We start from the raw sequence: 16,390 nt of genomic DNA, 5'->3' as shown, positions 1-16,390 counted from the left end.
ATCACCTAAAAAATGCAACACAACCTACTAATTGTTAACATTATGGTTACATTTTCTTACCAAGGCGCCCTATGCTACTGACCCGGCGGCGACTGCCCCTGAATGCCATGCGCGCCTTTGAAGTGGCCGCGCGACACTGCAACCTGCGGCTCGCGGCGCAGGAACTGGGCGTATCCCACAGCGCGGTCAGCCGCCAGATCAAGCAGCTGGAGGCGCTACTGCAGCTCGACCTGTTTGATCGCAGCCACAATCGCCTGTCCCTGACCTCCAGCGGCCGCCAGCTTTACACCGGCGTCAGCGAAGGGCTGGACAGGATAGCAGAGTCCGTACTGTACCTGGATCCGGATTCCGTCGAGGGCAGTCTGGTGGTGGCATCGACCCCTTCGATCGGGGCCGGTTGGCTGGTTTCGGTGATCACCAGCTTCTGCCAGCGCTTCCCGGATATCGATATCCGCCTGACCAACATCGAGCCACGCCAGCAGGAGCTGCCTCGCGATGTCGACATCGCCATCTGCTACGGCAAGCCCGAGGCCGGAGGGCGCAAGATCGAGACCCTGTTCCGGGAACAGTACTTCCCGGCCTGCCATCGCGCACTGCTGAATGAAACCGGGCCTATCCGGCGGCCACAGGATCTGCTGCAACTCCCTTTGCTGCACGACCAGCACGGTCTCTGGCGCCGCTGGTTCTCGCTGTTTGATATAGATGCCGAGATTCCGCAGCGTATCTTTTTTGAAGACAGCTTTCAGGTACTCACCGCAATCCGCAGTGGCTTTGGTGTGGGCCTGGTAGAGCAGATCGACGTACAGGGGGAACTGGAGCGCGGCGAGCTGGTTCGCCTGTTTGATGAAACCGTCCACTCCGCCGAGCAACACTACCTGCTCACGGATGACGACAAGCGCGCGACCATGCGCGCAAAGCTGTTTGTGCAGTACCTCAAGGAAAACCTGCAAGCCTGCACAAAACTTCACCAGCAAAGTGCGCGCTGACCACGCCGCGCTGGTAGGAGCGCGGCGCGGCCATCAAAGCTTGCCGATGACGTTCAGGAAAACGCCCTGGTGGTCGTAGTCCAGCTGGGTCAGGTCGTCGGAGAAATCCGTAAAGTTGTAACCAACTCCCAGCTTCAGGTGATCACCCACATGCCGGTAGATGCCCAGCAGTGCGCCACTGCGCCTGTCTCCGGCATCCGGCAGGTCCAGCAGACGCCCTTCGATCAACAGGTCCCAGCGGTGGACCAGATGCCAGTCGGCCCGTAGCACATACAGGTTCGCGCGGCTGTCAAAGAACTCGGGATCCTCCCGTTCCATGCTCAACTGCCCGAGCCGATGCGCGTACTTGGCGCCGAGGGTCCAGCGCTCACTGATATCGTAGTTGGCATCCACGGCAAAAATATGGCTCTTCTGGATGAACTCCGCCGCCGTATTCTTCAGGGTCACCTGTCCGGGCGTTGGCAGATTGTAGAAGTAGGTGTATTTCACCAGTGCATTCAGGCGATCATTGTCCACCGGGCGATAGGCATAACCCAGCACGCCTTCGGTGAACTCACCGCCGTAAAACTGGCCTAGCGAGCTCTTGCTGTCTGAATAATTCAGCTTGGCAACCAGCCGCCAGTTCTCATCCACCTGGTAGCTTAGCGAGTTCTTCAATAACCAGGTCTCGCGCTCCTGGTTCGGCAAGGCCTCGTCGGTGGATTGCTCCATCACGTCGGTGCGATACTCCAGCGCCGATGACAGGCGCATGCTCTCGCCACTGCGTCCCACACTCAGACCCACGGCACGGCGCTCAGTCTCGGCACCAGTACGGGGATCTTCCAAAGTTCCTGCCTCAAATGTGGAGCCGTAGCTCCAGTGCTCGCCAGGAGACAGGTCCACCCCGAGCGCGTGGGTGAGCCCGGTAGCAACATCGCCGTGACTGTAGCGCTCCTCACCGTAAATGTTGAGACTGTCAGAATAACGACTGCGGAAACCGCTGCTCATATTGCCACGCCGGGCCTGGACCCCAGTGTCACTGCGCTCGTTATCCAGTGCATAGTTGAGGTACAGGTTGGTGCGATCACTGACGCGGAAGTCCGCACCCAGTTGCGCCCCGGTACCGGTGTCGCCTTCGGACAACTCACTATCCAGCGTGAGGCGGTCATTGACGCGGTAGGCACTGCCCACCCCATAGCGATTATTTTCTTCGCGGGTGCCGCTGGCATCCAGCGTCTGCTGAACGAAGCCAAACGCTCGCCAGTCCTCGCCGGAGTCGTAGCTCGCCCTCACCGCCATATCGGTGCGCTCGCCCTGGGTCTGGGTAGGCGCAACGACCGGAGACAAATCCTCGCGGGAATCCGTGCGTGTACCGGTGGTGACTTTCCAGCGCTCACTGACGCGGTAGCCGACGGAAAGGTCTACAGACTCGGTCTCGAGGCCCAACTCACGCTTGCTCGAATCTGCCTTCAGGTTGACATCGAGGCGGGTTCCAATCGGCACACTCACACTGGCCCCAGATTGTATGGTTTCCCCCTGCACCAACTGCCCCGGTGCCGAGAAACCGGCTTCGCGTTCCTGATGATAGAAGGTGCCGCTACCACGTGCCCCCTCGAAGAAATCCTGCAGCTGCACAGTGCCCTCGATGCGCGATGCATCAGCCCGTGCCCCTGGGTCTGCGAGCGGAGCCTGCTGCTCGAAACTGAAGCCGCCATCATAGGACGAGACACTTTGCAGGTTGCCGCCCTCGCTGCTCGCCGTTTCAATTTTCAGCCAGCTTCCGGCGCTCTTGCGCAGGGTCAGGTCGACACCGTGCAATTTGGACTCCAGTTCGCCCGCATCCTGGCGGGTACCACTGAGGCCGATTTTGACGTGGTCGCCGAACCAGTAATGTGCCCGGCCGCCCACCGCCAGCGCATCCATGTCCTCGAACCCCGGCGTGTACTCGTAGCGCGCCACCAGGAACTGCGGGTGACCGTTATAGGAACCGCTCTGCACCAGCAGGTTGTCGTTTGCAATCGCCGATAGCGGACGGTTGAGAATGACCCGCCCCTGGATGTAATCCACATCGTAATCGATGACCGGGGTCAGGTTACGGACGCCAAGGACCAGGCCTGAATCCTTGTCCCGGACTTCCACCCGCAGGCGCTCCGAACCTACCAGCAGGTCTTGCTGGCGGAGGAAATAAAGGGAACCACCGGTACCGCGAAACTCTTCCCGCCCGGCGATGGTGCCCGGCTCAGCGGCAAAGCCGTCGATTTCGAAACGCTTTTCACCAAAGTCGGTGACGGCATCCGTCTCGAAGTGACCACTGGCACCGTAGAGCGCGCGATCGATCTGGGCCAGCTCATTGTCCATATGGGAGGCCTTGAAATTGCCCCACAGTCCATAGTCGTCATAGCGGGACAACTTGGTATAGAACTTACCGGAAGTGGGTGCGTCTTCCACTACCGTGGAATCATCACCGAAAGTCGGGTAGTACAGGTCGGCATCGAGCCGGCGGAACAATGCGTCCGGGGACTTTTCCAGAAAGCTTGAGAACAGCTCGTCCACCGGACCTTCCTGGGTATCTGCACTGGCGGAAAGTCGCCAGCCATCCCCGAAAGAGCCACTGGTATAAAACGCAAGGCGCCCGTCGTAATGCACGGAATTGTCGTAGCTGCTCGCATCACCGGTGACCAGTGCGGCGGGACCATTGGTATCATCCGCAGAGATGGTGAGGTCGGCAATACCAACGCTGAACCAGTCATTCCGGCGGAAGCGCACGTCACGCAGGAACAGTTCACCGTTGCCCTCGGCATCAAGTACCGCGACTTCTACCGTATGCAGCCCCTTGTCGAGAATCTGCTCGCCGGCAAAAGCGCCGTTTTCCCCGACCGGGACCGGATTGCCACCGAGCCAGACGGTATGCCCGTCTGGCACCTGCTGCCCATTGACCAGCACCGAGCTGCCACCCAGCGGAATAGTCTGGCGTGCGAGACGGCTCTCGCCGTACCCCGCCAGCAATTTGTTCTCGGCCTCACTCTCTACCGGAGCGGAATCGAGCCGATCCACCAGCCACAGGCTTTGCGGGCTCGTCTCATCAAAGCGGTTTTCTTTGTCGTAGGCACGCAGCAGGAACTGCAGTTTCTTCATCGGCGCCTGGAACACCTGCAGGTCTGCATTCCATTCCCCCTCGCCGTTGGCGTCCAGCGGAATTATCGCCAGCGGCGTGCTTCGGGTGGACAGGCCATCCTCGAACAGTCGTATCTCAGATCGGTCAATAAATGCCGGGTAATTGCTGTAACTCTTGAAGCGGACCTTGCTCTCGTCAATGTCCGTTTCCAGGTCATCCGCGTAACGGATCGTTTCCGGCCATGCCGTTACGTTTAGCCGCGGCTGCGCATCCTGGTTATCGAAACGGAACTGGATGTTGGCCTCGTCCAGCGCGACATCGGTGCAGCGCTGCAGGTCGGCAGAATTGCGGTAAGGGTCGTACTCCGGGCTACCGTCAACGGTAATGCGCATCAGGTTCAGGGCAAAGGGATTGTTAACCTGCGCTTCCTGCTCGATGCGCTCGATCTCGATACGGTCCTGTTCCGCCAGGATCGCCAGCTCGTCGTAAAGTACCTGCACCTCGACGCGCGCTTCGCCGCTCCCTAGAAAACCATCCGCAACCACATTATCACTCTGTACATGGCCGCGCCCCTCAAACTCAACCTGCGAGTCCGTCAAGCCCAGGCCTTGCTGCACCAGCGCCATAGCGCGCTGTGCGCGTGAACGCGACAGACCCAGGTCATCCCCATAGACCATGGCTTCGCGTCTCTCCAGCCCCTTGTTGTCGGTGTAGCCCACAAAGCCAAGGCGTACGTTTGCCTTGCTCTCCACCTCAGCCATCACATTACGAATATGGGCCAACTGGCTCTGGGTGAGCTCTGGCGCACCGTTCACAAAGCGTATGCTGGGCAAGGGACCGGTTGGCGATTCATGCGCGATCGTAATGGTTTCAGCGGCTGCACTTTCCGGACAGGCCAGCACACCGTCACCGGCAGACTCCATCGGGTCGTCGTACCAAAATTCCACTTCCACGCGCTGGTTGAGGGAACGGCCCTTGCTGGTATCGTTGCCGGCAACCGGCTGACTGGTGCCTTTACCACTGCTGGTGACGGCCTCGCTCGGCAGGTTCAGGGCGTCGCGCACTGCCAGGGCCACGCGCCTGGCTTCCGCGGATGACTGCTGTAGTAACTGCTCAGAATTTTCAATCCCGGGTAACTCCGCACTGTGGCCAACAAAATGCATGACCAGGTTACTTTTGTCCGCCAGATTCGCACGCGCCTCGACAATCCTGCGTACAAATCCCTCCGGCAACTGTGTTTGCCCGGCCCCCCAGCGCAAGGGCGTTACCAAGTTCCGGAGGCGTGCCCGCTGTTCAGTCCCTGCGGTGTAGTGCAATCGGCACACAGTTTCCTGACGACAGATCTTTACCCGGTTCAGCTGCATTGCCTGGCTAGGCGACAGCGCTGCCTGCGTATTCTCAGCCTCCGGCTGCTCAAGAGCATCCGGTTCCTGCGCTTCCACAAACTGTGCCGGATCCTGAAGCCACTTTCGCGCCGGGGGCTTGAGGAGCATCGACTCGGTGTTGTTACCCGGTGCTTGCTCGCGCAGCTCGAATGCCACATCGCCGTCCGATTGCCCCAATTTCCACAAGTGCCACCAAGGTTTGGACTTTTCCTCACCCTGTGCATGGAGCATACCCGGTGCAGTGCCTGCAATCGCGATCGCCAGTGCGGCGGCGATCGGATGCAGTGCGCCGCCAAATTTTGAGTTAGAGGACATTACTCCCATCCTCCCTTTTCTGGCGGCGCGCCACGTCGCCAGAAAATTTCAGTTTCAATTTTCAGTTCGTAGCCTCCGCCCTCACGCAGCCAGGCTTCTGCTATCTGCGCCTTGATCGCCTGCAGCCGGGACTCGACCAACGATTCGGACTCGATCTCAGCCAGGTAGGAGAGACGCAATACCGAGGGCGCCTGCTCCAATTTTTCCTGCAGCAGTGACAGTCGCGACTGCCACTGCGGACGGAGCATGGCTGTACGTGGTTCGAATACCGCATCAGCCAGGTCCAGTCGCACGACACGGTGAAGGCCGGCACCGAAGTTGAACTCCATCATCTTGCCCCGGGTCGCCCGTTGTACCCGCGGGTTTTCCGTTGTAAGGCGGTAGCCGCTGGGCAGGCTACGGTCATCCAGCTTGAGTACAAAATTGGAGCCCCGCTCCTGGTTCGGTACTGCAGCGCAGGTAATATGGAATCGACCATGGGCATCGGTGGTAGCATTGAGGCCGGTTGCACTGACAACCCGCGCGCCCGCAACGCCCGTCTCGCCACTGTCCTGGTAGCCATTCATATTGCGATCGTCGAATACCTTACCGACCACGTCAGTGCAGTCGAAGCTCGGATCCGGTACCACCCGCACTGTGGCCGAGGCCTCACCGGATGCATACTGGCCAGACAGGGCATTGAAAACCCTTGCCCGGTTGACGTACTCGCCCTCACCGACCCCGGAGCCAACCACCAATAATAGTTTCGCGGTACGGGTCTGTTCCGCACCGACACTCAGGTTGTCCCAGGCTAGCTGAAGCCCCTCCACCTGTGGTTCGATCGCCTCACCATCCACACGCGCGGAACCGGCGACATACTTGAAGCCGGCGGGGAAAAAGTCGACCAGACGCAGGTCATTCAACGGAACAGGCAAAGTGTTATTGAACGTAATGGTGTAGGGCACCAGGCGGCTGCGCGTGACGTTCTGCATTGCCGTCGTCTTGGTAATCGACAGCGCACCTTCCAGCACCGGATCAACCGCAATGTGGTTATTGAACAGCTGGCTGTCGCGAGGGCGCTGCAGGTCAGAAAGGGTCAGGCGCAGGTAGTAGTCGGTGCCCGGATCACGTGCAGCGACGCCCAGGCCCGGTGGCCGCTCCGAGGCCTGGATTTCACAGTGCCCGGTCGTCGCAGGTACTGCATCGGCTGCCGAGCCAACGCAGGCAGCCACGTCAAAGCCGGCTGTGTCCACGCCGGACTGTGGCGGTATTACGGCCGAAGGCCCGGCAACGTAGCCAGCGCCGGGTAACTGCACCTGAATCAGGTAGTCAGCGTTTGCCGGGCAGGCGCCACCACTGAAGTTGATATCGAAGCGATAGTGTCCGCCCGGCAGGGTAACCTGATTCTGCTGTTTCGAATCATCGAAGCAGGTGTCGGGCAACTCCGCACCGGAACTCGCGCGGACCATTGTCAGAGTGGCGCCAGCTACCGGGGCGCGCAATACCGAATCGTACACCACGCCATTGGGCGCAATCGGCAGGTTCAGTGCCTGCAGGTTTCGGCCAGCCTCTACATAGATATCCGCGATGGTGTGCAGGCCGTTGGTAAAGTCCGAGTCAGCAAAGCCCAGGGCGGCGCTATTGACGCCGGCGCCGGGCGCCGAGAAGCGGATTTGATACGGTGGCTCGTTATCGAGAGGAAGGCCGCCGTACATATTCGGCACCAGGCCGTCGAACTGGTAATAGCCGTTTTCATCACTCTGTACCCTCTCCAGCAGAACATCACCGCGGTAGAGTGCTACGTTCCAGTTCGGCAGCACCTGTTCCTGCCCTTCATTCGCCAGGCTGAAGTTTGCATCGTGCCAGAGGTAACCGGCCAGGTTGGCAATGCCCGGGGTACCACCCAGGTCAATCGTCACCTGCGCGGTCGCACTCTGCTGGGGATCACCCCAGACGACCAATGCGGTGTTGGTCACCCGTGATCCTATCGCGAGGTTGTCAGCGAGGCGCGCCTGGAAGCGCAAGGTGGCCTCCTCACCTGGCATCAGGTTTCCGTAGCTTGCCCCGTAGTCGGCGCTGACCACCATTCCGTTTACCGCTACACCATTCTGCAGGCCGTTCAGGTAGGCCGAGGCGTCGACGTAGGTGAGCACACCATCGCCGGCTGTGGCGAGATCGTCGGTAATTACTGCACCGGACACCGGTACCGAACTGATGTTTTTCACGGTAACCAGATATTCAAGAACAGCTCCAGCCTCCGCGGCACCACCACCCACTACTGCAACCTGCTTGGTAATAGAAAGCTGCTGCGCATCGCCCACCACAATATCCGTGGGTTGCGCGCCATTGGCCGGGTCACCATCCGCATCGGTCAGGGTGTTAGACACTTCCTGACTCGATAGCCGCCCCTGGTTACTGATCACAGTGCCGCGAGCAGTGCCAGCATTGACCATAACATCGAAGGTCACAACCGCGCTTTCGCCGGCGGTGATCACGCCTTCCGCCGCACCCGGCAACGGCGGTGTGCGGTCACCAGACGAAACCGGCAGGCCGACATCGAGCTGCGTGCGGCCACCGGTATTGTCCGGTACGGCAACGTCGTTCAGATAGGTACTGCCGGCAACGTAGGTAGTATTGGCCGGCACCGGGTCCAGTAACTCGGCCAGGGTCGCATCCACCTCGCCGGTATTGGTGATAACGATGGTGTATCGCAGCGTATCACCGGGATCGAGAATGCTGGCCGTACCATTGTCCACTTCGATGGCAACGGTCTTGTGTGCCAGCAGCAACGGCAGCTGCCCAACTACATCCACCGTCGGGTCATCAGCTACATCCGTGGCCGGATCATCCGAGGGACGCTCGGTGAAGGCGCCACTACCCGCGCCGGTGCCATTGAGGAAACCCTGGTTGGAAATCAGCGTACCTTCATTGACATCGTTGATCGTGACATCAAATGTGACAGTGGCTTTTCCGGTGCCGGTAGCTGCCGGGTCCGCGGGCAGCACACCCGGGTCGGCGCCTGGCGACTGTACTGTCATTCCGGCGGTCAGAGGCGACAATCCGTTCACATCGGCTACACCTGCGCCATTGAGGAAGGTGGACGCTGCGATATAAGTGGTATTCGCGGGAACCTGGTCACGCAGGCTCGCTTCAAGTGCGTCTTCACTGCCGACATTCTCAATTGTGAGTGTGTAGCGCAGGACATCCCCCGGAACCAGGATCGCAGGGTCACCTGTCATGTCTTCCGAGGTTTTCTCGATCACGAATTGGGGGGCAGAGCTGATCAGAGTCTGCGTGGGATCTTCAACGCCAGCGACGAGCGGATCATCACTGTTTCCAAATATCACGGAACCCGCCGCCAGTTGCGCCTGGTTCAAAACCTCAGTGTCGCTGGTGATAACCTGAACCAGTGTCGCCTCGAACACAACAGTCAGTAAATCGCCAGCCTGCCCTGCCGGAGCAATTGACAATCCGTTGACCTCAAGCAAGCCGGTACCAAGGGCGCCGCCATTGCCAGTGACCGCTGCATTGGCGCCGTCCGGGGTTGAGACCAGGACGAGCGAGTCCGCTGCGAACATTGCAGTGGCATTCAGGCGATCCAGTTCGTCCAGCAGGCTAAAGCTGTTCAGCGGGATGTCGCTGACATTCTGGATTTCAATGGTGTAACGCAGTGTGTCACCGGGACTGGCAGTCGCGCCGGATTCGCCAGTCGTGACATTGAATACCGTCTTCCGGGTTTCCAGCTCCGCCGATTCCACAAAGAATTCATGGCTGTCTTCATGATCGACTACGGCCGGCGTGCCATCACTTAACTGGCGCTGGTAGCCGAAACGCTGGTCGGAAACTGCGGCAGCGCTATACCACTGGGTAGCGCCGGCAATGTTCATCAGCGTACTGCCATGAATATTGTCATCATCAAGCGCCACCTCATAGGCAAGGCTGAGCCGGTCACCGCTTCCCAGCGGCACATCGGCCAGTAGCGTCATGGTGAATTCACAGGTGGGCTCGCCCTCTGTCAGCGCGACAGAAAAATCTGCAGCCGCGAGTGCAATGGTGGAGCCATCGGCTTTCTGGATCTCTGCACTCTGTATTGCGGGCTGCATGTCGCACATACCACCCGGGGCTGGGTTTGGTAGCCAGTCGGTCAGTGTCGGGTTCCAGGCAGAGGTGGCTCCGCTATTCTCTACCAGCAAGGTAAAGTTGTCTGGCGTACCGACTCGCAGTGAAGCCGGGCCACTCTTCGTAACCACCAGCTCGGGATGTGCAATGGTCACGGGATTGGCATCGGCACCGGTCGTTGCATCGTCACCGAGACGCGCCACACCGGTATCGTAGTCGTACCAGGCGCGGTTGATAAACGGCTCTACACGGCTCTGGTTGTTTGCGGTATTCAATACCTCGACCGTCACAAGTACTTCAACCTGTCCGCCCGCCGGTACATTGATGCCGCCAGCCTGGGCCAGGATGAGATTGCTGGCGGAACCAAGGTTTTCCAGAGCGACGCCTGTCAGCGTCGCAGACACAAACTCCAGGTCGACTCCCGTCGCTGTGAGATCGTCCATGATGCGCACATCCTGCAGCGCAACATCCACAGGTGTTTCCGGGATAGTAATGGAATAGGTCAGCTGCTCACCGATCGCCACCGTATCCTGCGCGGTAACCTTGCTCAATACACCCGGTATCGGCGTGGTGAGGATGGAAGTGGCGGCTTCCGACGGACCATATTCCTCACGCCAATCTACGCTGCTGTTAGAAGGCACCAGGTCATCGTCAAAGGAATAGTAACGCAGCGCGCGAGCACTGTTAGTAAGCGTTAACCCCGCGCCGAGGTCGCCATCTCCGGTCACCTCGTAGACCACGCGCAGGGTATCCCCGGCAGGAATCGCGGCGCCGCCTGCACTGTCGAAATCCCACAGCGCTGTACCGGTGCTGTTGTCATAGGATGGCGTCACGCTAAAGCTACCACCCGCGTTCACCAGAGACGCGCTCACCGGTGTCACACCATTCTGCCGCAGGCCTGCGGGCAGGATATCTTCCAGCACGAGATCGTAAGCCGGGGCCGCACCAGTATTGGCAACGTCTACTGTATAGATCGCGGTTTCGCCGGCACGGATCACGGTGTCACCGTCGATCGAAGTCAGCGCTGACTTACTGACGGACAATAACGGCTGCAGGGCATTCACTGCCGCATTAGCAATCAGGGGCGCTGCCGGAACCCCTCCCACCGGATAATTCAGGGTGACCGTGTTGTTCAACGCCTGCGTCGTGGGCTGCTGGTTCAGCACGTCACCGTTCTGTACCCGCGCGCGGTAGACAATGGTCAGGAAATCGTTAGCCGAGTCACCATCGACAGGGTTGGTCAGCGTGGCCAGAGTCCAGGTCGCCGTGCGCCCGTCCGGGCTCACATCCGGTACTGGCGGTGCGCCCTGCGGCAGTCCAAAGAAATCTGCACGCACGACTTCGACAAATGCCATACCCACGGGCAGGGTATCCGCCAATACCAGATCAGTATGGGTACCCTCGACCAGTGCCAGGGTGACTTCATACTCGACCGTATCCCCCACACGTAAATTGCCATCACCATTCCAGCTATCGCTCAGATAGGCCTTGGTCAGGTCGATGTTGTAGTCCACATCCAGGCCGCTGGTCGCACCAGTGCAATAGGTATCGGGTGGTGTGACGGTGGGGCAGCCCGCACCGGTGCGCTCACGATTGCCAGTAAATGCGCCGTCGAGAGATGTCCAGTCGACCAGGGCGCTGTTGACAATATTCTCCGCAGTAACCGTATCAACATTCACCCGGTAACCCAGCACCAGCTCACTGCCTGCGGGGATTACCAGTGAAGCGTCCCCATTGTCCCGACCCCAGATAAGAGTCGTACCACTGACCGTGGGCACAGCGTTAAAACCGGGAACCGGATTAGCGTCAATGACGGCAGATGCACTGGCATCGACATAGCTCAGCTGCGCCGGTAGCAAATCAGCGACATTGACATCAAAAGCGGTAGAACTGCCGCCGTTGGGAATTGTCAGCGTGTACTCCAGCACATCTCCGCTGGCCGCGGGCTGACCCGGGTCAGTGATATTCGCGACCGTCTTGGTCATTGCCAGTTCCGGCTCGACGATAGTCAGATCTACAGGTGTACTGGTGAGCGGCTGTGCCGTACCCGTGTAATTGTAAGTTGCGAGATTCTGTACCGGACTGATTGCGGTGTTCACACTCTGGGTATTCGCTACGCGCGCAGTCAGGCTGATGACGGCCTGCTGACCCGCGGGAATATCCCCGATATCCCAGCTGAGGTCCTGACCACTTTGGACGGCACTCACCGCCAGCGGGGCGCCATTCAGCTCCACCGTAGCGCTCACAAACTGCAACGCCGGGTCCAGGGTATCGCCTACGGAAACGCTACCGAGCGCGGCATTGACCGGAGTACCTGGCACGGTGATGGTATAGGTCACGTCCTGCCCGATCGTGGCTTCGGAGACCGAAATGGTTTTTGTTGGTGCTTGCGCCTCGAAAGTATTGGTCATCCAGACGCTGGATGCGGCGACAGGATTGAGCGCCATATATTCGCGTGCATCCGCGCTATCAAGGGAGGGTCGAGACCAGTAAGCACCCAGCTCTGCTACATTGGACCAGACCTGGTTCGGCGCAATATCCGTATGAAAGCCAATGCGATACCCAAGAACCACGCAGCTCGCCGGATCCAATGGCGTGTTGAGGTCGACAGTGATGCTGCCATCGCGCGCGGCTGGTGCGGTGTAACTGTAATCTGCCGCCGCCAGCGGCGCACCGTCAATGGAAACGGTTAACCCGGTGATTGAGCTTTCATCCAGTTCCGCCGGCAAGTCGTCGAGCAGCCGTACACCATAGGCCGGTGCATCACCGCTGTTACATGCCTCAACGGAAAAGTCCATTGTGTTCGCGGTGATATCCACCACAAAAGCCGTAGCCGCCGACAACCCATCACCCACCAACGACCCACTTGCCGGCAGCACCATGCCAGATTTGGTCAATGCCGAGATCTGCGGCTGTAACACTTCGACACTGGCCGAGGCTGGCAGTGCAGGAGCCGGAGTTCCGTTCGCGTAGGCGTATTGGAGGCTGGCCTGGTTCCCCAGAGTCGTCGCCGTGGGTGTCGGCGCAGGCAATTCCGCTGCACCATGCTGTACCCGCGCGCGATAGATAATTTCAAAGCGGTCATCTGACGGGTCATTGTTGACGGCATTGGAGATATCGCCGAGCGTCCAGGTCAGCGTGCCGGTCTGGCCAGCCACCGGTACATTGCCGGCATTGATATCCCCGTGGGTAAATACCCCCGTGCTGGAATAAGGCGCGCCGCTCACCCCGTTTATGCTGACCACATCAACGAAAGCGAGCCCCGCATCCAGGACGTCTGTGACAACCACGCCCTGGATCAACCCCTCCGGCAGGGTGAGGGCCAACTGGTAAGTTACGAAATCTCCCGCTCGTGCGGTTGTATCTGCACTCGTCGCAATACCGCTGCCCCAGCTGTCACCGACAACCGCTTTGGTAAACGCGGTGACGTCGACCGATGCCAGGGTACTGGTGGCGGTGGTGAAATAGTTGTTCAGGGCCGCTGCGTCGGCAGTGCGATCGTTACCGGTGCGCTCTTCAAGTTGCGCGCCATCGAGTGACGTCCAGTCCACTTCAACACTATTGACGAGATCACCGCCGTCGGCACCATTTACCTGTACCTGATAAGTCAGCGTGAGCGTCTGTCTGACCGGGATATCCAGTCTTTCATCCCCATTAACACGCCCCCAGGACAGCACATTACCGTCGACACCCGGCGTAACCGGATTGGCACTCCCCCCGAGAGTGATCTCGGCGGAGCCGGGAACCATAACAAGGCCATCAGGCAGAGTATCGATAATGGAAACATCGAAAGCGGTCGAGGTTCCGCTGCTCGCCAGGTTGACGGTGTATTCGAGGATGTCGCCCCCGCGTGCGGCGATGCTTCCGCCCTGCGTCACATTGGTGACTGCCTTACTGGCAGTAAGCTGGGGCTCTACGATACTAAGCGCTGTGGTCGCATCCTGCGTCCCGCTGCCATCGCTCTGGCTGCCGCCCTGAACACGACTGTAGGTATAACTTGCCGTATTGCTGAATGCGGGTGAAGAATCCTGATTGTCGATCTGGTTAGCCAGGCGCACCTGGAGTGTAACCACAGCCTGCTGGCCCGTCGGAATATCGAGACCGATGGCAGTCTCCTCCAGTACCAGGTTATTGCCGCTGCCGGTGTTGCTCAGGTTGTATGTCGCAGCGCCGACACTGGCGCTGGCTGACAGGAATTCCAGGTTCGCGGGCAGCGCATCGAACACACGCACATCATAGAGGGGCGCGTCTACCGCCGTGGCCGGCACCGTAATCTGATAGCTGAATGTCTGGCCGATAGCCGCGCTGCCGAATCCAGGCCCCTGTTTACTCAGTGGCCCCGGAGCAACAACCGTGAAGACAGTGGGATCCTCATCTCCCAGGGCTTCGGGATCAGACACGCCGTTTACAAATGGATCATCACTGAGATAAAAGGCCGGCGCCGGAGAAACCGATGTGATACCGGTTGCAGTCAGCTCCGCCTGATTGGAAACCACAGCGCCATTGGCCAATGAGTTTCCCACAGTCGCCTGGAACTCGACGACCAGGTCATATCCCTGCGGCAGTGACAGCGCACCGCCATTACCCTGCACCAGTAACTGATTACCGGTAAGGGTACAAACAGGTACAACTGCCGGAGCAGCCGGCCCGTCGATGCGACACGTCGTGACACTGCTGTCTGTGAGTCCCGTCGGAACAGTATCGCGGATCACTATATCCGTGATGTTCTGGTCCACGTTGAATAGATGGATGTTATAGAGCAACACATCGCCCGGGGCGGCTCTGGTCGCCGGGTAGGCGCCAATGGTCTGGTTGGCAACGGTTTTTTCAAAATAGTAACCGGACAGCGCCGCCTCAACAGAGGCAACATCCTGATGATCATCCGTCCCGACGGTGCCGTCGGTAAATGTGCGAAGGAACTCCGCTCGGTTATTGTTTCCACTCGCGTCGTTATACCAAGCGGTCGCCGCGGCGCCGTTTTCCAGTACGTCGCCATTGGCGGGCTCATTGGGTTGTCCGGGCTGGTTCAGCTGACTGCTGTAATTGATCTGCAACGTTGCGTTCTGGGCCAGGCCCCCGGCGGCATCCAACAGCTCAAGGCGAAGCAATCCGGCACCGGCAGCCGGCGGACTGGTATAGGACAACGTATAGTGTGTGCCTTCCGACAGAGGCGTCCCGCCCATGCTTACAGTTATTGGCAGACTCGTGGGGTCGAGCTCCTGCATAGCCACCGGCAGCTGGTCTTCCACCACGACATTCCAGGCCGGGGTTCCACCAACATTTTGTACGCTGATGGAGTAGCCAGGCTGGTCGGTGAAATTCACCGCTGTAGCACTGGTGGTCTTGGTCAGCACCAGATCTGGACTGGAGATGCTCAGCAAATCCGCCACGCCATTTTCACCCGGGAGTGGGTCATAGAAAGTGCCGTTGATTTCCCGCGCAAATTCCCAGGTCGCAATATTTGTGAAAAACGTGCCGACGCTATTCACCGGTGAATCTTTCAATACCACCTGGATTGAGAAGTGTACCTGCGCCCCCGCCGGTAAGGTCGCGGGGTTGAGGATTTCAAAGGTCAGGGTTCCCGGGTTGACCGGACTGCCACTATTGCTGAATGAATAATCGCTACCCTGTGACATGGGCACGGTCGCGCCGCTATTGTCTTCATAGTAGGCGGTCACACTTTCCAGACGCAGGTCCACGCCCAGCGCTGCGAGTGAGAGATCATCCTGGATAGTGATGGACTGGATGTCATTGAGGGATCCCGCGGACTGCAGGACTGTGCCATTGACCGGATCGAACAGCACCGGTACATCCAGCATATAGATAAACGGCACTCCAACGGTGACCTGAGAAATCGGCGTGCCAGTAAGATCAGTTGCCCGCTTTTCAATTTTCTCTACCGGGATCACCAGATCCTGGCAGCCCTCGCGTACAGTACTGAAGTCAGAGCCGTTGACTGCCCACACGGATGCCTTTCCATCGACGTTTGCGCAGGCAAAATTGCCACCGAAACAGACATTGTCAAAAATGATGAGGGTCCCGTCCGGCACCCCTGCGAAATTCAGGGTGGACTCGAGCGGAACATCGCAGGTGAAATTACGGATGGTGCAGGATCGGTTGATCGAGAGCTGGTCTTGGGGCGCCATGGTGCGCCCGGTACCATCCGTTGTGGGCATGTAAGGCCCATCGATCAGACAGCCATCCGGCATACCCGCCAGATTCGGCGGCGCAGTCGGCACAGTCTCAAAGTCAGAAACCTTGAATGAGTCAGCAAGGGCGACCTGCGCCACCACCAGGGACAAAAGAACACCGAGCAATGGGCGCAGCACCAGGCCACGACCGGTGACAACATTGCGCACCAGTTTATTGATCAATTTCAGCCCCATTACACCTGCCATCATCACATCCAATCGGCCATTAGCCCTTGCTCGCCCGGCATGAATCGCGGGCACGCCACCAGAGGGATTTCTCCGGTTAGCGCACCTTATCGACAGATGGGGTATAAGGGCGTG

The 16,390-nt window shown here is 59.2% G+C and carries 3 protein-coding genes; 1 reads left to right on the top strand and 2 read right to left on the bottom strand.

Going from position 1 to position 16,390, the window contains the following annotated elements; translation table 11 throughout:
* Positions 1–71: 71 nt before the first annotated feature.
* Positions 72–986 carry a LysR substrate-binding domain-containing protein gene (locus QSJ80_RS03640; RefSeq protein WP_285762922.1) on the top strand — a complete coding sequence of 305 codons (915 nt, stop codon included), beginning with the start codon at positions 72–74 and terminating at the stop codon, positions 984–986.
* Positions 987–1,019: 33 nt separating this feature from the next.
* Here QSJ80_RS03640 and QSJ80_RS03635 read toward each other — a convergent pair whose 3' ends face one another.
* Both QSJ80_RS03635 and QSJ80_RS03630 read right to left on the bottom strand, forming a co-directional pair.
* Positions 1,020–5,780, bottom strand: coding sequence for a flagellar motor protein MotB (locus QSJ80_RS03635; RefSeq protein WP_285762921.1), 4,761 nt, complete (start codon positions 5,778–5,780; stop codon positions 1,020–1,022).
* Positions 5,780–16,264, bottom strand: a complete 10,485-nt coding sequence (locus QSJ80_RS03630; RefSeq protein WP_285762920.1) for an isopeptide-forming domain-containing fimbrial protein — start codon at positions 16,262–16,264, stop codon at positions 5,780–5,782. Before QSJ80_RS03630 ends, QSJ80_RS03635 begins: the two co-directional genes overlap by 1 nt.
* Positions 16,265–16,390 lie beyond the last annotated feature (126 nt).

It is taken from the genome of Biformimicrobium ophioploci, from assembly GCF_030270605.1.
Taxonomy (GTDB): Bacteria; Pseudomonadota; Gammaproteobacteria; order Pseudomonadales; family Cellvibrionaceae; genus Biformimicrobium; species Biformimicrobium ophioploci.
The sequence above is the reverse complement of the archived record's forward strand: the minus strand, read 5'-3'. Positions and strand labels throughout refer to the sequence as shown.